The organism is Metallococcus carri (assembly GCF_011440275.1).
Taxonomy (GTDB): domain Bacteria; phylum Actinomycetota; class Actinomycetes; order Actinomycetales; family Dermatophilaceae; genus Metallococcus; species Metallococcus carri.
Map to the genome: position 1 here is coordinate 162,975 of NZ_JAAOIV010000007.1, position 16,424 is coordinate 179,398.

General features: G+C 69.6%; 12 protein-coding genes. 10 read left to right on the forward strand and 2 right to left on the reverse strand.

The window, feature by feature from the left end:
* Window positions 1–3: 3 nt before the first annotated feature.
* Window positions 4–831 carry a helix-turn-helix transcriptional regulator gene (locus tag G9U51_RS10965; protein WP_166196907.1) on the reverse strand — a complete coding sequence of 276 codons (828 nt, stop codon included), beginning with the start codon at window positions 829–831 and terminating at the stop codon, window positions 4–6.
* 150 nt (window positions 832–981) lie between these two features.
* Here G9U51_RS10965 and G9U51_RS10970 point away from each other — a divergent pair, with 150 nt between their 5' ends.
* The 6 genes from G9U51_RS10970 (at window position 982) to G9U51_RS10995 (ending at window position 6,754) form a co-directional block, all read left to right on the forward strand.
* The gene (locus G9U51_RS10970; protein ID WP_328823438.1) at window positions 982–2,403 is read left to right on the forward strand and encodes an MFS transporter; all 1,422 of its coding nucleotides are present in this window, start codon (window positions 982–984) and stop codon (window positions 2,401–2,403) included.
* A 60-nt stretch (window positions 2,404–2,463) separates the two neighbouring features.
* Window positions 2,464–3,042, forward strand: a complete 579-nt coding sequence (locus G9U51_RS10975) for a TetR/AcrR family transcriptional regulator (protein WP_166196909.1) — start codon at window positions 2,464–2,466, stop codon at window positions 3,040–3,042.
* 74 nt (window positions 3,043–3,116) lie between these two features.
* A complete protein-coding gene (locus tag G9U51_RS10980) occupies window positions 3,117–4,361 on the forward strand; it encodes a Cmx/CmrA family chloramphenicol efflux MFS transporter (protein ID WP_207948225.1) in 1,245 nt (414 codons plus the stop codon).
* 167 nt (window positions 4,362–4,528) lie between these two features.
* The gene (locus G9U51_RS10985; RefSeq protein WP_166196911.1) at window positions 4,529–5,329 is read left to right on the forward strand and encodes a crotonase/enoyl-CoA hydratase family protein; all 801 of its coding nucleotides are present in this window, start codon (window positions 4,529–4,531) and stop codon (window positions 5,327–5,329) included.
* Window positions 5,326–5,877, forward strand: coding sequence for an NUDIX domain-containing protein (locus G9U51_RS10990; RefSeq protein WP_166196913.1), 552 nt, complete (start codon window positions 5,326–5,328; stop codon window positions 5,875–5,877). Before G9U51_RS10985 ends, G9U51_RS10990 begins: the two co-directional genes overlap by 4 nt.
* Before the next feature lie 358 nt (window positions 5,878–6,235).
* Window positions 6,236–6,754 (forward strand): hypothetical protein, encoded by a 519-nt coding sequence (locus tag G9U51_RS10995; RefSeq protein ID WP_166196915.1) that lies wholly within the window; start codon window positions 6,236–6,238, stop codon window positions 6,752–6,754.
* Here G9U51_RS10995 and G9U51_RS11000 read toward each other — a convergent pair.
* Window positions 6,751–8,373, reverse strand: a complete 1,623-nt coding sequence (locus G9U51_RS11000; RefSeq protein ID WP_207948227.1) for an AMP-binding protein — start codon at window positions 8,371–8,373, stop codon at window positions 6,751–6,753. The two genes, G9U51_RS10995 and G9U51_RS11000, sit on opposite strands and share 4 nt — an antisense overlap.
* A gap of 211 nt (window positions 8,374–8,584) precedes the next feature.
* On the opposite strand from G9U51_RS11000, the gene G9U51_RS11005 reads away from it, so the two are divergent.
* From G9U51_RS11005 to G9U51_RS11020, 4 genes are all read left to right on the forward strand, one after another.
* Window positions 8,585–10,657, forward strand: a complete 2,073-nt coding sequence (locus G9U51_RS11005) for an NAD(+) synthase (protein ID WP_166196917.1) — start codon at window positions 8,585–8,587, stop codon at window positions 10,655–10,657.
* A gap of 10 nt (window positions 10,658–10,667) precedes the next feature.
* Window positions 10,668–13,883: a DEAD/DEAH box helicase gene (locus G9U51_RS11010; protein WP_166196919.1), complete on the forward strand. Its 3,216-nt coding sequence runs from the start codon at window positions 10,668–10,670 to the stop codon at window positions 13,881–13,883.
* Window positions 13,884–14,052: 169 nt separating this feature from the next.
* Window positions 14,053–14,925, forward strand: a complete 873-nt coding sequence (locus tag G9U51_RS11015; protein WP_166196921.1) for an SDR family NAD(P)-dependent oxidoreductase — start codon at window positions 14,053–14,055, stop codon at window positions 14,923–14,925.
* Between the two features lie 69 nt (window positions 14,926–14,994).
* On the forward strand, window positions 14,995–16,386 hold the full coding sequence (locus tag G9U51_RS11020; RefSeq protein ID WP_166196923.1) for an FAD-binding oxidoreductase: 1,392 nt from the start codon (window positions 14,995–14,997) through the stop codon (window positions 16,384–16,386).
* The last annotated feature ends 38 nt before the right edge of the window (window positions 16,387–16,424 follow it).

Genomic DNA, 16,424 nt, shown 5'->3' on the forward strand with positions numbered 1-16,424 from the left:
GCGCTAGCTGCGGGCCAGCAACTCCAGCCCATCGGCGGCCGGTGAGCCCGGCTCGGCGTGGTAGATGCCGAGCCGATGCGTGCTGTCGGAGAGGCTGAGCACCTCGTAGGCCACGTCGATGCGCCCCACGAGCGGGTGCTGGAAGCGCTTGACGCCATACCCGCAGTCCTGCACGAGGTGCTTGGACCACAGCGTCGCGAATTCGTCACTCTTGCGGCACAGCTCGCCGACCAAGGCGGTCAGCGCCGGGTCTTCGGGATTGTTGCCCGAGGAGAAACGCAGGAAGGCGACCATGTCCTTGGCGACCTGACCGGCGTCGACATACAACTCCCGGCCGGCCTCGTCGAGGAAGAACATCTTGAGCAGGTTGGGCCGGTTGCGGGTCTGGCGCGGGTGATCGAAGCAGGTCTGCGAGCCGATCAGCTTGTGTCCCAACGAGTTCCACGCGAGCACGTCGTTGCAGTGATCGAGGATGACCGCGGGATTGGACATCGAGTTGATCATCGCGATCGTCTCGGGGCGAGCCTGGGTGGGCTTCGGCCGGCGCGGCAGTCGGCCGGGCTCGGGGTGAGCCAGCCGGCGCAGATGTTCGTGCTCCTGCGGGTTGAGCGACAGGGCCCGGGCAAGCGCGTCGATGACGCCGTCGGAGGCGTTGTGCTGGGCGGACTGCTCCAGCCGGGTGTAATAGGTCGCGCTCACGCCGGCGAGTTGCGCCAGCTCCTCCCGGCGCAACCCCGGGACCCGGCGGGTGCCATAGGACACCACGCCGACGTCCTCGGGGTTGATCGCGGCCCGACGGATGCGCAGGAACTCGCCCAGCTCGGTCGTCATACGGCCATTGTGAGCGACCCGGCGACGATCAGCCTCACCCTGACAGTGCTAGGCAGCCCGAGAGTAGGCGGCGCAGGGATCTGGCTGGCCCGCCCGCGCGCAGCGAGGTTGGAGGTCGTTCCCGATCCACGACCTGCTGGGAGAACCCCCGTGACCACCGCCTCACCCCACTCGATGTCCCGGCGACAACTGCTGGTCTTGGCGCTGCTGCTCGCCTCGCAGTTCATGCTCGCCGTCGACTTCTCGATCCTCAATGTCGCGCTGCCGACGGTCGGTGCCGGCCTCGGCTTCACCCCGGCGAACCTGCAATGGATCGCCACCTCGTTCGCGCTCTGCGCGGCCGGATTCACCCTGCTCTTCGGGCGGATCGGTGACTATGTCGGGCGTCGCCGGATGTTCCTCATCGGTATGGCGGCGCTCGGCATCGCATCCCTCGTCGGCGGGCTCGCCACCACTCCCGCGATGCTGCTCGCCGCGCGCGTCGCCCAGGGTCTGGCCACGGCTGCCGTCACGCCCGCCGGTCTCTCGCTGCTCACAACCTCGTTCCCGGAGGGGCCGCTGCGCTCGCGGGCGCTCGGGCTGAACAGCGTGATGATGTCCACTGGCTTCACCGCGGGCGCGATCCTCGGCGGCGTGCTGACCGACCTGCTCAGCTGGCGCTGGGCCTTCCTGGTCAACGTGCCGGTGGCGGCGATCGTGCTGGTGCTCGCGCCGATGCTGCTCACCGATAGCGCCGATCGTGAGCGGTCGCCGCTCGATGTGCCCGGGGCGATCCTGGTGACGAGCGGCCTGCTGGCCCTGGTGTTCGGCGTGACCCGGGCGGGGGAGCTCGGCTGGAGCGACGGGTGGGCCGTGCTGTCGCTGGTGGCGGCGGTGGTGCTGCTGGGGACGTTCTGGCGGACGGAGGGTCGGCATACGCATCCGCTCGTGCCGACCGCGATCCTGCGCCGCCGCACGATCGGCTGGGGCAATGTGGCCGGTTTCGTCACCTTCGCGACGGAAAGCTCGCTGGTCTTCCTGCTGACGCTCTACCTGCAGCACGTGCTGCACCTCAACCCGCTGCAGACCGGCCTGACGCTGGGCGGGTTGGGCCTCGGCGCGATCCTCGGCGGCATGGCCGGGCCGCGGGTGATCGCCGCTGCCGGGGTGCGCCGCACGCTGGCCGGTGGGCTGATCGTGCAGGCGGCCTTCACCGCGCTGCTCGTGCTGCTCGGCACCGCGGCCGGCTGGGTCTGGGTCGTCGCCGGCGTGGCCTTCCTCGGCGCGATCGGGCATGTCTGCGTGATCGTCGGCTTCATGGTTGCGGCGACCTCCGGCCTGCCCGACCACGAGCAGGGCCTGGCGACCGGCCTGGCCACGATGACCCAGCAGGTCGGCGTCGCGATGGGTGTGCCGCTGATGAGCGCGGTCGCCACGGCCGCCGGTTCGCTGGAGGCGCTCGGCTCGCTGCGCGTCGCGATCGGCGTCAACGCGGTGGTGGTCGCGGTGACGGCCGTGCTGGTCGGGACGCAACTGCGCGCCGAGCCTGCCGCGGTGACGGAGGTCGAGGAGAGCGTGCCGGCGACGGTTTGATCGACGGCGAGCCTGACGCGTTCTGGACAGAGCGGTCCAGAATGTGCCAGGCTCGTCGGCATGCCCCGGCACAAGGAGTTCGACGAGCAGTCCGCATTGGACCGCGCGCTCGAGACCTTCTGGTCCGGCTCCTTCGCCGCCACCAGCACCGAGGCGCTGTGTGCGTCCACCGGCCTGTCGCGCAGCAGCCTCTACAACACCTTCAGCTGCAAATCCGACCTCTACCGGCGGTCGCTGCAGCGCTACGACCAGGTCAAGGCCGCCGAGCGCAACGACTATCTCGACCGGCCCGGCACCGGACGCGAGGTGCTGACCGCCCTGCTCGCCGACGTGCTCGGCCTGCAGTGCGACGACCCGGACCGACGCAGCTGCATGGCCATCAACGCCGCCGTGGAGATCGGCGACAACGACCCGCAGGTCGCCGCCCTGTCGCGGGCCAGCTTCGATGGCTTCCAGGAGATGCTCGCGACGCTGATCGCCCGCGGGCAGGACGACGGGTCGATCACCTCGACCGTGCCGGCGGCCGAGTTGGCCACCGTCGTGCACACGACGCTCATCGGGTTGCAGGTGAGGGCCCGGGTGAGCACCGACCCGGCCAATCTCACCAAGGCTCTGCACACCCTGCTCTCGCTCATCTGACGCCCGTCGGCCCCGCACAGCAGTGCGCGGCCTCGCCCCGATTCTGAACCGAACCGTCCAGAAAGGCCCACCCCGTGTCGCTCGCGACCGAGCCCGCACCCATCGCGCCGGCTAAGGCGCGCCTCCCGCTCTCCGTCTACATCCTCGCCCTCGGCACCTTCTGCATCGGCACCTCCGAGTTCATGCTGGCCGGGCTCCTGCCTCAGTTGTCGGCCGGCCTCGGCGTCTCGATCTCCCGCGCCGGGCTGCTCATCACAGCATTCGCCGTCGGTATGACGCTCGGCGCGCCGCTCATGACCCTCGTCACCCTGCGGCTGCCCCGGCGGGCGACGCTGCTCGGCGCCGCGCTCGTCTTCTCGGCGGTGCACCTGCTGCCGCTGGCCTTCGACGGGTATGCCGCGGTCCTCGTCGGCCGCGTCGTCGCCGCGGTCGCGTGTGCGACCTATTGGGCCGTGGGTGCGGTCATCGCCGTGCGCCTCGCCGGACCCGAACACACGGCCCGCGCGCTCGCCGCGATCGTCGGCGGGCTGACGCTCGCCAACGTTCTCGGCGTCCCGCTCGGCACCTGGATCGGCGAACGGTCCGGCTGGCAGGCGGCGTTCGTCGCGGTGGCGATCGCAACCCTGGCCGTCACCCTCGTGTTGCGGCTGATGATCCCGCGCCAACCGCACGACGCCGCGACGCCGATGCGGGTGCTCGTCCGCCGCGAGGTGGCGGCCTTCGGTGACCGTCGACTCTGGCTGGCGCTGGCGACCACCGCGACCTTCCAGGCCGCCGTCTTCGCCTGCTTCTCCTATCTCGCCCCGCTGCTGACCGAGGTCTCCGGCATCCCGGAGTCCCGCGTGCCGCTGGTGCTCCTGCTCTTCGGCGTCGGAACCTTCGTCGGGGTGACGATCGGCGGGCGGTATGCCGACCGCGACCCGCTGCTCAACGTGTTCCTCAGCCTGGGCACGATGGTGCTGGCCCTGCTGGCGCTGGTCACGCTCGCCGGGTCGGCCGTCGGCGTGGTGATCGCGACCTTCCTCTTCGGCGCGACCTCCTTCTCCATCGCGGCCGCGCTGAACGGACGGGTCTTCGGCTTCGCCGGTGACGCACCGACGCTCGCCGCCTCGGTCAACGTCTCGGCCTTCAACGTCGGCAACGCGGCCGGCCCGTGGATTGGCGGCCTGGTGCTCGACGCCGGCCTCGGTCTGCGGGCTCCGGTGTGGGCCGCGATCGTCCTCGCGCTGGTTTCGCTGTCGATCGCGTCAGCAAGTTGGCGTCTCGAGCGCGGCGGCCGGCCCGCCTGCCCCGACGCCGCACCGGCCACCTGCGCCTAAGCCGGGCAGGATGCCGGGTGGGACCTCGGGCGGCGGAAGCCGACATTCTGGAGAGTTTTGTCGGCTGGGTGGGCCGGATCGGGGGTCGCCGGCGGTGGAAGTCGCCATTGTGGAGAGTTTTGGTGCGACCCGGGCCAGGCGGTGGGTCGCCACGTAGCCTTCGGGACGTGGCCTCCCTCATCTCCAGCACCGTCACCGACGGCATCGCCGATGTCCGGCTCAATCGTCCCGACAAGCTCAACGGGCTGACGTTCGACATGTTGCGCGACCTCGCGTCGACCGCCCATCGGCTGCGCCGCGATCGTTCACTGCGTGCCGTAGTGCTGTCCGGCGAGGGCGAATCGTTCTGCGCCGGCCTCGACTTCGCGTCGGTCGCCAAGAAGCCCTGGCAGATCCCGGTCGGGCTGATCCCCAACCCCGTGCGCGGCACCAATGTCTTCCAGGAGGCGTGCTGGGCCTGGCGCCGGGTGCCGGTGCCGGTGATCGCGGCGGTGCAGGGCCACTGCTACGGCGGCGGGGTGCAGATCGTGCTGGCCGCCGACTTCCGGGTGACCGCGCCGGATGCGAAATGGTCTGTGCTGGAAGGCAAATGGGGCCTGATCCCGGACATGACCGGCATCCGCACCCTGTCGGATCTGGTCGGCATCGAGACCGCCAAACGACTGACGATGACCGCCGAGGTGATCTCCGGCGAACGGGCCCACGAGCTCGGCCTCGCCGGCACCCTGTCCCTCGAGCCGTATGCCGACGCGCTCGCCTTCGCGCGCGAGCTCAGTTCTCGTTCACCGGATGCGCTGGCCGGCGCGAAGAAGCTGTTCGACACCCGCTTCGGCGCCAGCCCCCGACGCACCTTCGCCGCCGAACGACGGGTGCAGGTGGGGATCCTGCTCGGCCGCAACGCCAAGATCGCCAGGGCAGCGGGCCTGCGGCGGGAGGCGCCGACCTTCGTCGAACGCGGCACCCGGTGACCGGCTGGCAACGGCTCGGCGGGCACCCGGCATACGAGAATCCGTGGATCCAGGTCGACGAGGACCGGGTGGTCCGGCCGGACGGAACCGAGGGCATCTACGGCGTCGTCACGGTGCGCCATCCGGCGGTCTTCGTGGTCGCGGTAAACGACGACGGCGAGGTGCTCATGGTGTGCGTCGATCGCTACACAACCGGCGCCTCCTGGGAGGTCCCGGCGGGTGGGTCGGACGGCCAGAACCCACTTGAGGCTGCTCAACGCGAATTGCTGGAAGAGACGGGTTTCGTTGCGGCCCAATGGGATTGGGTCGGGCGGATGAATGCCCTCAACGGCATCTGCCGGGCGCAGGAGGAGGTCTTCGTTGCCACCGGGCTGCGCTCGACCACACGCGATGGCATGAGCGCCGACCAGCACGCGGAGGGGATCGGTGAGGTGCGCTTCGTTGCATGGGAGGACGTGCTCGCCTGGGTGCGCGATGGCACCATCACCGACGGTGAGACCGTCGCTGCCCTGATGTATGCCGCCCTCCACCTGGGCCGCGTGGTCTGAGTCGGGCGAGCGGTCCCGCTCAAGGGTGGCGCGGATCGCCCAACTGGGCGTTGTGTGCGGGTGTCGCGGGTCGGGGGTGGCGCGGATCGCCCAATTGGGCGTTCTGTGCGGGTGTCGCGGATGTCCCGAGCGGGCCACCCGGACCCAGCCCACGCTCAGCATTCTTTCACCGCAAGGGTGTGCCCATAAAAGAATTGCCTCCAGCAATATTCTTGACCAATTTTGTCGGCAACAACAAATGCAGAAAGATCAGCAATTTTTTCTTGGCATTTCCGTATCGGCAGGAGTACGTTGCCCCCTGTTAGTGCGTCGGCTGAGCCAGTCGATGCGGGGGATTTGAGAAGGTGGGGGACGGTTCATGGGAGCACAGAAAATGGCGGTGCGGCCGACGCGCCGGCAGGTCGCCAAGGGTCTGGCCTGGGTGACACCGGTCATGGTGCTCGGCGCACCAGCGGCGCGAGCGGCCACCAGCCCAGGGCCCTGCCAGCCGGTCATCAGCGTCAGCGGAGATGGCGCGTGCAAATGTCCGGGGAGTTCCAGTCCGAGCGACCCCCAGGCCTATTACCTGTCGTTTTGCGCGACAAGTGACCCGAGCTGCCCGACCCCGGCCGGTTCGACGGTGACCATTGTGGAGGTGGACGGCAACCAGGGGCCGCTGACCAATGCACCGCTGAAGCCCTTTTGCTCCACGTTGCCCACGACGGTCACGGTGAACGGCAAGTGCTCAGAGGTGATCCGGTTCACCGGCGCCAACAGCGGCAACTTCCTGACCGTGAAATACAAGATCGGCGACGGCGCCACCATCTACGCCAACACGAAAGTGCCGGCACCGAACCAGACCTGCACCTTCTGCGGCACCGCGATGGACTCCTGCTAGGACGACGCCAGCCCGAGCTTCGCGGTCGTCTTCTCGCGCATTTCGACCTTGCGCACCTTCCCGGTGACGGTCATCGGGAATTCGGTGACGATTTCGACATAGCGCGGGATTTTGTAGTGTGCCAATTTTCCGGTGCAGAATTCTCGCAATGCCTCGGCGGTGATCGGTTCGGCGCCGTCGCGCAGCTGGATCCAGGCGCACAACTCCTCGCCATACTTCTCGTCGGGAACGCCGATGACCTGCGCATCGAGGATGTCGGGGTGGGTGTAGAGGAACTCCTCGATCTCGCGCGGGTAGATATTCTCCCCGCCGCGGATCACCATGTCCTTGATCCGGCCGCTGATCCGCACGTAGCCGTCGTCGTCCATGACGCCGAGGTCGCCGGTGTGCATCCACCCGTCCTCGATGGCTTCGGCGGTCTTGTCCGGTTGCTCCCAGTAGCCGAGCATGACCGAATAGCCCTTGGTCATGAACTCGCCCGAGGTGCCGCGCGGCACGATTTCGCCGGTCGCCGGGTCGACGATCTTGATCTGCAGGTGCGGCCCGACGCGGCCGACGGTGTTGACCTTCTGCTCGAAGCTGTCGTCGGTGCGGTTCTGGGTGGAGACCGGTGAGGTCTCGGTCATGCCGTAACAGATCGTCACCTCCTCGATCCCGGAGGCGATGAGCTGCTTCATCAGTTCGGCTGGGCAGGGGGAGCCGGCCATGATGCCGGTGCGCACCGAGGACAGGTCGTAGCTGGCGAAATCGGGCAGCGACCACTCCGCGATGAACATCGTCGGCACGCCGTAGAGGCTGGTGCACCGCTCGTCCTGAGTGGCCCGCAGCGTCAAGGCCGGATCGAAACCAGGCGCCGGAATCACCATGCACGCGCCGTGCGAGGTGCACGCGAGGTTGCCCATCACCATCCCGAAGCAGTGGTAGAAGGGCACCGGGATGCACACCCGGTCGGCCTCGGTGTAGCGGCACAGCTCGCCGACGAAGAAGCCGTTGTTGAGGATGTTGCGGTGGCTGAGCGTCGCGCCCTTGGGGAATCCCGTTGTGCCAGAGGTGTATTGGATGTTGATCGGGTCGATGTTGGTGAGCCCGCTCTGCACCTTCGCCAACTGCTCGGCCGAGGTCTGGTTGGCTCCTTCGAGCAGCCGCTCCCAGTCAGGTGTGCCGAAGTAGATCGCCTCGCGCAGGTCCGGGCACTCGCCGCGCACCTCCTCGACCATGTGCGCGTAGTCGCTGGTCTTGAACTGCTCGACGCCAAGCAGCACCGAGATGCCCGCTTGGCGCAGCACGTACTTCAGCTCGTGGGCGCGGTATGACGGGTTGATGTTCACCAGGATCGCGCCGATCTTGGCCGTGGCGTACTGCGTGAACACCCACTCGGCACAGTTCGGCGCCCAGATCCCGACCCGGTCGCCCACCTCGACCCCAGCGGTCACCAGCGCGCGGGCGAGGCGATCGACCTCGGTGCGCAACTCGGCATACGTCCACCGCTTGCCCTGCGCGACGTCGACCAGAGCCTCCCGGTCGGGGAACCGCGCGACCGTCGCGTCGAGGTTGTCACCGATGGTCTGCTCGATCAGCGGAGTGTCGGTCTCGCCCTGGGTGTGCGACAGCTGCGGCATCGAAATCTCCCGGATCGACGGTCTGGAACGATCACACTGTAGGTGCCGCGCAACGATCCGGTCACGGGCCTTTACCACACCGGCCCGGGAACTTACCGTCGAGGCACCGGAGGGGCGCGTCCGAGGTCGCGGGCCGCGCCGTAACGCTGCGGCCCGCGACGACGAACGGCAGGTATGCCGGGGTCCGCGCGCGACCTGACAGACTCGGGGCATGGACTTCTCCTCGGCCTACCATCACGGTTTCGCGCGCATCGCGGCGTGCACGGTGCCGGTCGCGATCGCCGATCCGGCGACCAACGCCGAGGCCGTGATCGCCCAGGCTCGCGCCTGTCATGACGAGCACGCGGCGATCGCGATCTTCCCCGAGCTGTGCCTCACCGGTTATGCGATCGACGACCTACACCTGCAGGATGTCGTGCTCGATGCGGCCCGCGAAGCGATCGACACGGTGGTCGAAGCGAGCCGAAACCTGTTGCCGCTCATCGTGATTGGCGCCCCGCTGCGGGTCGGGCTGCGGCTCTACAACTGCGCGATCGTCATCCACCGCGGCACGATCCTGGGCGTGGCGCCGAAGTCCTATCTGCCCAACTACCGCGAGTTCTACGAGAAGCGGCATTTCGCTCCCGGTGACGACCCGATGCAGCGCACCATCACGCTCGGCGGCGGCGAGGTCCCCTTCGGCCCCGACCTGCTCTTCTCCGCCAGCGACCTCGACGGCCTGGTGCTGCACGTCGAGATCTGCGAGGACATGTGGGTGCCGATCCCGCCCAGCTCCCTGGCCTCCCTCGCTGGCGCGTCGGTGCTCGCCAATATCTCCGGCTCACCGATCACCGTCGCGCGCGCCGAGGACCGGCACCTGCTGTGCCGCGCGCAGAGCGCGCGCTGCCTCACGGCATACGTCTATGCCGCTGCGGGACAAGGGGAATCGACCACCGACCTGTCCTGGGACGGCATGACGATGGTCTACGAATGCGGTGGGCTGCTCGGTGAGTCCGAGCGGTTCCCCGATGGTGCGCGGCGCACGGTCGTCGACGTCGACCTGGACCGGATCCGGCAGGACCGACTGCGCGATGGGTCGATCGGTGACAACGCCAAGACGTATGCCGACCGCCTCGCCTCCTTCCGCACCGTCGAGTTCACCCTCGACCCGCCGAGCGGAGACATCGGGCTGCGCCGGCCGCTCGACCGCTTCCCGTTCGTGCCGGACGACCCGGCCCGCCTCGCGCAGGACTGTTTCGAGGCCTACAACATCCAGGTGGCCGGGCTGGTGCAGCGGATGCGCGCGATCGGCGATCCGAAGGCCGTCATCGGGGTGAGCGGCGGGCTCGACTCGACCCACGCGCTGATCGTCGCCGCCCAGGCGATGGACCGGATGGGCCGGCCACGCACCGACATCCTCGCCTACACGATGCCGGGCTTCGCGACCTCCGACTCGACCAAATCCTTTGCCACCCAGCTGTGCCAGCAGCTCGGCGTCACCTTCGCCGAGCTCGACATCCGGCCCGCCGCCACCGACATGCTCAAAGCGATGGGCCACCCGGCCGGCGACGGCAAGCCGGTCTACGACGTCACCTTCGAAAACGTTCAGGCCGGCCTGCGTTACGACTATCTCTTCCGCCTCGCCAACCAGCACGGCGGCATCGTGGTCGGCACCGGCGATCTGTCCGAGCTGGCGCTCGGCTGGTGCACCTACGGCGTCGGCGACCAGATGTCGCACTACAACGTCAACGCCGGCATCCCCAAGACGATGATCCAGCACGTCATCCGCTGGGTGATCGACTCGGGCCAGTTCGACGCCGAGGTGGATCGCACGCTCACCGGCATCCTCGGCCAGGAGATCAGCCCCGAGCTGGTGCCGGCCGGCGAGGACGCCAAGCCGCAGTCCACCGAGGCCACCATCGGCCCTTACGCGCTGCAGGACTTCACCCTCTACCACGTGCTGCGCTACGGCTTCCGGCCGAGCAAGATCGCCTTCCTCGCCCTGCACGCCTGGTCCGACGCGGACTCCGGTGAGTGGCCGCCGGGCTATCCCGCCGACCGCCGGGTCGCCTACGACCTGCCGACCATCCGGCACTGGCTGGAGGTCTTCGTCAAGCGCTTCTTCGCCTTCAGCCAGTTCAAGCGGTCGGCGATGCCGAACGGCCCGAAGGTCGTCGCCGGCGGTGCCCTCTCACCGCGGGGTGACTGGCGGGCCCCCTCGGACGGCAACGCGAACGCCTGGCTCAAGGACATCGAGCGGGAGATTCCCACAGGGCCCGAAGCAGGTGTCGGCCCGCGCGATTAGCGTGGTGTCCATGCCCGCCTCCCGCTACCACGTGCGCGGTGCCGAGTGGCTGCGAGGCGTCTCCGACGCCGACCTGATCGTCCACATCGGCGACCTCGCCTTCGAGCGTGCTCTCGGGTATGCCGATGCCGAGCGGGTCGAGTCGATCAACACCGGTGACGGTGGGCGGATGGTGCTCGCCACCGTCGCCGGCGGTCGCGATCGCCCCTACTCCAGCCTGCTCACCATCCCGTATGCCGGAGCCGGCCCCCAGCAGTGGACCTCGCGCTGCTCATGCCCGATGCAGGAGCGGTGCAAGCATGTCGGCGCGATGGTGCTGACCGCGCGCGAATTCCTCGGCGGCGGCAACGCGACCGCCGAGCGCAGCTGGCTGGAGTTCTCCGACCGGTTCCTGCGGCCGGAGCCCTCAGCGCCGGCCGGCGAGCAGCTCGGGCTGCGGTTCGCCCTGACCCGCCCCACCTGGATGGGTCCGGGTCGCAAACCGGTCGCGCGGATCGCGATCCGGCCGACCCGGCACGGCAAGGGCGGCCGCTGGATCCGGCAGATGAGTTGGCGCGAGGTCACCGAGCCCGGGTGGGGCTGGCCGCCGCGTAGCTATGACGAGGCCCAGCACGCGGCGGTCATGCGACTGATGCGGCGCTGGCAGCTGCTCAGCCCGGCATACCTGCGGGCGACCGAGACCGTGCACCTGGACGAGCTGGGCCCGGAGGTCTGGGACGACCTCGACGCTGCGGTGCGCGCCGGAGTGGTGCTGCTCGGCGACACCGACAATGAACCCGGTGCGGTGACCCTCACGGTCGGTGAGCCGACGCCGGCCCCCGAGTTCACCGCCACCGACGACGGTGGCCTGACCGGGCGCCTGCAGCTGCCTGGCTTCGACGGCGCGGCGCACTGGCAGGGCGATCCCGCGCACGGTCTGGTGGTGAGCGATGACGACCGGCTGAGGCTGATCGGCTTCGAGCGGGCGCTCACCCCGTTCGAGCATTGGCTGATGCAGCAGGGCGAGCTCGCCGTGCCACCCGAGCATGCCGAGGACTTCCGCCAGGTGCATCTGCCCCGCCTGCGTGGGCTCGACATCCGCCCGGCCGACGCCGAGCCGTTGCGCCTGCGGTTGCACGTCACCCAGGGCGCCGGACTCGGGCTGCGGGTGAGCACCGGGTTTCGGTATGCCGCCGACCGGGTGGTCGACACCGCGCTCGGCACCGGCCGGTTCGGCCGCGACCGGGTCGCCGAACGCGAGCTGGTCGAGCGGGTCGCCGACGACCTGCGCGACCTCGGCCTGGTCGAGCCCATCGGCGGCCTGGGCTACTGGCCGGTGAGCGTGGTCGAGTTCGATGGGCCCGCCGCGGTCGCCTTCCAGCGCCGGCTGCCCGACCTGCTCGACCACCCCGACCTCGAGGTGCAGCTGGACGACGAACTCCCGGCATACGAAGAGGTCGACGAGGCACCGCGGGTGAGCTTCGAGGCCGACGACGACGGCAACGACTGGTTCGACCTGCGGGTGTCGGTCACGGTCGGCGACGAGCAGGTGCCCTTCGAGCCGCTCTTCGCCGCGCTCGCGCGCGGTGAGGAGGTGATGGTGCTCGAGTCGGGCACTTGGTTCTCCCTCGACCAGCCGGAGTTCACCCGGCTGCGCGAGCTGATCGAGGAGTCGCGCTCCATCGCCGACCGGCCGCGCGACACCGTGCGGGTCAGCCGGTATGACGTCGACTGGTGGGCCGAGCTCGACGGGCTCGGCGAAGCGGTCGGTCAGGCCGCCGGATGGCGCGCACGCGTGGCGACGCTCACCGCCCTCGACGACGCACCCGCGCCGCCGGCGAGCCTGCGGGCCCGGCTGCGGCCCTACCAGGAGCACGGTTATGGCTGGCTCACCGGCTTGTGGGATGCCGGGCTGGGCGGCGTGCTCGCCGACGACATGGGCCTCGGCAAGACCATCCAGGCGCTGGCGATGCTGGCGCGGGCGCACGAGCGGGGCGAGCTCACCGAGCCGGTGCTGGTCGTCGCCCCGTCGTCGGTCGTCGGCACCTGGGTGCACGAGGCGGCGACCTTCGCGCCCGAGCTGCGCGTGGTCGCCATACCGCGGACATCGGCGACGCGCGGAGGCTCCCTCGCCGAGCTCATCGCGGGCGCTCAGCTGGTCGTCACGTCCTACACCGTGCTGCGGCTGGACGCCGAGGACTACGGCGAAATCCGTTGGCGCGCAGTGATTCTCGACGAGGCACAGCAGGTCAAGAACCACCGGTCCAAGACCTTCCAGGTGGTGCACCGGTTGTCGCGGCCGTTCACGCTCGTGGTGACCGGAACGCCGCTGGAGAACTCCCTGATGGACCTGTGGGCGATGTTCGCCCTCGCCGCGCCGGGTCTGCTCAGCCGGCCGGACCGGTTCTCCCAGCAGTGGCGCCGCCCGATCGAAGGCGGCGACACCGAGCGGCTGCAGCGGCTCAATCGGCGGATCCGTCCGCTGATGCTGCGCCGCACCAAGGAGGTCGTCGCGGCCGACCTGCCGCCCAAGCAGATCCAGGTGCAGGAGGTGCCGCTCACGCCGCGGCATCGCGCGGTCTACGACCGGCACCTGCAGCGCGAACGCCAGCGCGTGCTCGGCCTGCTCGAGGACCCCGAGGCCAATCGGATCGCGATCCTCGCCTCGCTCACCCGGCTGCGCCAGCTCGCGCTCGACCCGCGGCTGATCGAGCCGGAGTATGCCGCCCGCGAACTGCCCGCCAAGCTCGCCTTCCTGGTCGAGCACCTGCGCGAGCTCGAGGCGGGCGGACACCGCGCGTTGGTCTTCAGCCAGTTCACCGGTTATCTCGCGCTGGTGCGCGAGGCGCTGGACGCCGCCGGCATCAGCTGGTCCTATCTCGACGGGTCGACGACCAACCGCCAGGCCGTGATCGACGGGTTCAAGCAGGGCGACTCGACGGCCTTCCTGATCTCGCTCAAGGCCGGCGGCGTCGGGCTCACCCTCACCGAGGCCGACTATGTCTTCGTCCTCGACCCGTGGTGGAATCCCGCCGCCGAGGCGCAGGCGATCGACCGGGCGCACCGCATCGGCCAGGACCAGCCGGTGATGGTCTACCGGATGGTGTCCGAAGGCACCATCGAGCAGAAGGTGGTCGCCCTTCAGCAGGCCAAGCGCGACCTGTTCGACCGGGTGGTCGAGGGGGCGGGTGCCACGGGTGAGCGGTTGGACGCCGACGACATCCGGGCGCTGCTCACCGACGACTGACCGACATCCGTAGGAGAGCTGTCCGGCGGTTATTGCCGCCGCCTTGCCCGCCGCCCCTCCTACACCCGTAGTAGAGCTTTCCGGCGGTTATTGCCGCCGCCTCCACAGATGTAGTGGAGTATTTGCGTTCCCCGGGCGAAGCGCCCGCCCGCTCCCTACACTCGCCGCCATGAAGTTCAAGCGATCCGCCCCCGCCCGTTCCTTCTCCGGTGCCCGCGTCCTCGTCACCGGCGGCGCGTCCGGCCTCGGCCTGGCGATGACCAAGATCCTCGCCGCTGAGGGGGCGAAGGTGCTCGTCGTCGACGTGCACCCGCAGGCTCCCGAAGGGGTGCTGCCGCCCGGCGTCGAATACCGCCAGATGGACGTGCGCTCGGACGAGCAGTGGGAGGAGACCCGCAACTGGGTCACCAGCACCTGGGGCGGGCTGGACTATCTGTTCAACAACGCCGGCGTCGCCGCCGGTGGGCGCATCGACATCGAGTCGATGGACAACTGGCAGTGGATCATCGACATCAACCTGCTCGGTGTCGTGCGCGGTTGCCGCACCTTCGTGCCGTTGTTCAAGGAGCAGCGCTCGGGCTACATCGTCAACACCGCCTCGCTCGCCGGACTCGTGCACGCTCCGGCGATGTCGTCCTACAACGCGGTCAAGGCCGGGGTGGTCGCCGTGTCGGAGACGCTGCGCCACGAGCTGGTCAGCGACAAGGTGTCGGTCTCGGTGATCTGCCCCGCCTTCTTCCGCACCAACCTGGCAAAGTCGTTGCAGGGCAAGGACGTTGACATGGAGGCCAACGCGGTGCACCTGATCGACGAGGCGCCACGCTCGGCCGAGCAGATCGCGCGCGTCGCCATCGATGGTGTGCGGGCCGGCAAGTTCATCATCCTCACCGACCCCGACGGTCACGCGGCCTACCGCGCCAAGCGGTTCGCACGGCCGGCATACGACAAGGCGATGATGTATGCCGGGAAGCGGGTCGCGAGCGGCAAGCCGCCGGTGCCGCCGATGCTGGACAAGCTGCAGGCGCTGACCGCCAAGCGCTGACCGGGGCGGGCCGCGCCCGCAACCGGATCGTGACCAACCCTCCGGCGCGCCACGAGCGTCGTGAAGGGCATGAACACGCCCACCCGTCGCACCGTGCTGGCAGGAGCGGCCGCCGCGGCCGCGACCACGCTCACCGTCCGCCCGACGTCGGCGAGCACCGGACCGGACTGGACCGGCCTCGCGCGGGCCATGGCCGGTCCGGTCTATCTGCCGGGATCGAGCCAGTACGCGTCGAGCAAGCTCGTCTTCAACACTCGCTTCGACGCGGCGCGGCCGCTCGCGGTGGTGCGCCCGGCCAATCAAGCCGACATCCAGCAGGTGGTGGCCTTCGCCCGGCGTTACGGCCTGCACCTGTCGCCGCGGGCGGGCGGGCATTCGTATGTCGGAGCGTCCGCCGCGGCCGGCCGGATCGCCCTCGACCTGCGCGGATATGCCTGGCCCACAACGGTTTCCGGGTCGACTGCCACGGTCTACGCCGGCAGCACGCTGTATGCCGTGAAGTCCGCCCTGGCCGCCCGTGGGCTCGCCGTGCCAACAGGCACCTGCCCCACGGTGGGAGCCGCCGGCCTCACGCTCGGCGGGGGCATCGGGGTCGAATCGCGGGCCCATGGCCTGACCTGCGACCGGTTGGTGGCGATGACCGTGGTGACCGGCACCGGGCAGGCGCTGCGGGTGTCGGCGTCCTCGCACGCCGACCTGTTCTGGGCGCTGCGCGGGGGCGGCGGCGGAGCGGGGGCGATCGTGACGAGCCTCAGCTATGCCACGCACCCGGCGACGGCCAAGGGCATCTTCCGGCTCACCTTCCCGGTGACGGCTGCCGTGCTGACCGGTTGGGCGCGATGGATGTCGACGACGGCGCGGTCGCGCTGGGCCGGCGTGCACGTCGACTCCGATCTGCGGGGCGGGGTGCGCCTCAGCATCCTCGGCGTGACGAACGCGGGGGACGAGCGTGCCGCGGCCGCCTCCCTCATCTCGACCATCGGGGTCAAGGCGACGTCGGCGTCCTACCGGTCCGGCAGCTATCTCGACGCGGTGGTCTATCTCGGGGGTGGCACCACCTCGCCGCGGCAGCCCTTCATCGCCGGGTCGGACGTGCTGGCCGCGCTGTCGACGACCACCGCCGAGACCATCCTGGGAGCGGTGCGGGCTCGCTCGCGGGCCGGTGCGGGGGGATCGGCGCTGCTCGATCCGTTGACCGGCGCGGTCGGCGATATCGCTTCTGCCGCAACGGCATTCCCGTGGCGAGACCATGTCGCCAGCCTGCAGTGGTACACGGGCGGCTCGGCATACGAGAGCGCGGTGCGGTGGATCGGTGACTCGCGCCGAGCGCTCGGCACGGCGAGCCGCGGCGGCTATCTGAACTACCTGGAGTCGGGGGATCCGCTGTCGCGCTACCTGGCCGGCAACACCAATCGGCGCCAGCAGATCATGCGCGCCTACGACCCGTATGCCGTGATGTAACCCCACTGGCCGTCCAACGGGCGGCCACAGTCTCGGCA

Coding starts and splice junctions, on each gene's coding strand:
- G9U51_RS10975 (WP_166196909.1), top strand. CDS start 2,464: ATGCCCCGGCACAAGGAGTTCGACGAGCAGTCCGCATTGGACCGCGCG.
- G9U51_RS11000 (WP_207948227.1), bottom strand. CDS start 8,373: ATGCCGCAGCTGTCGCACACCCAGGGCGAGACCGACACTCCGCTGATC.
- G9U51_RS11020 (WP_166196923.1), top strand. CDS start 14,995: ATGAACACGCCCACCCGTCGCACCGTGCTGGCAGGAGCGGCCGCCGCG.
- G9U51_RS10995 (WP_166196915.1), top strand. CDS start 6,236: ATGGGAGCACAGAAAATGGCGGTGCGGCCGACGCGCCGGCAGGTCGCC.
- G9U51_RS11015 (WP_166196921.1), top strand. CDS start 14,053: ATGAAGTTCAAGCGATCCGCCCCCGCCCGTTCCTTCTCCGGTGCCCGC.
- G9U51_RS11010 (WP_166196919.1), top strand. CDS start 10,668: ATGCCCGCCTCCCGCTACCACGTGCGCGGTGCCGAGTGGCTGCGAGGC.
- G9U51_RS11005 (WP_166196917.1), top strand. CDS start 8,585: ATGGACTTCTCCTCGGCCTACCATCACGGTTTCGCGCGCATCGCGGCG.
- G9U51_RS10965 (WP_166196907.1), bottom strand. CDS start 831: ATGACGACCGAGCTGGGCGAGTTCCTGCGCATCCGTCGGGCCGCGATC.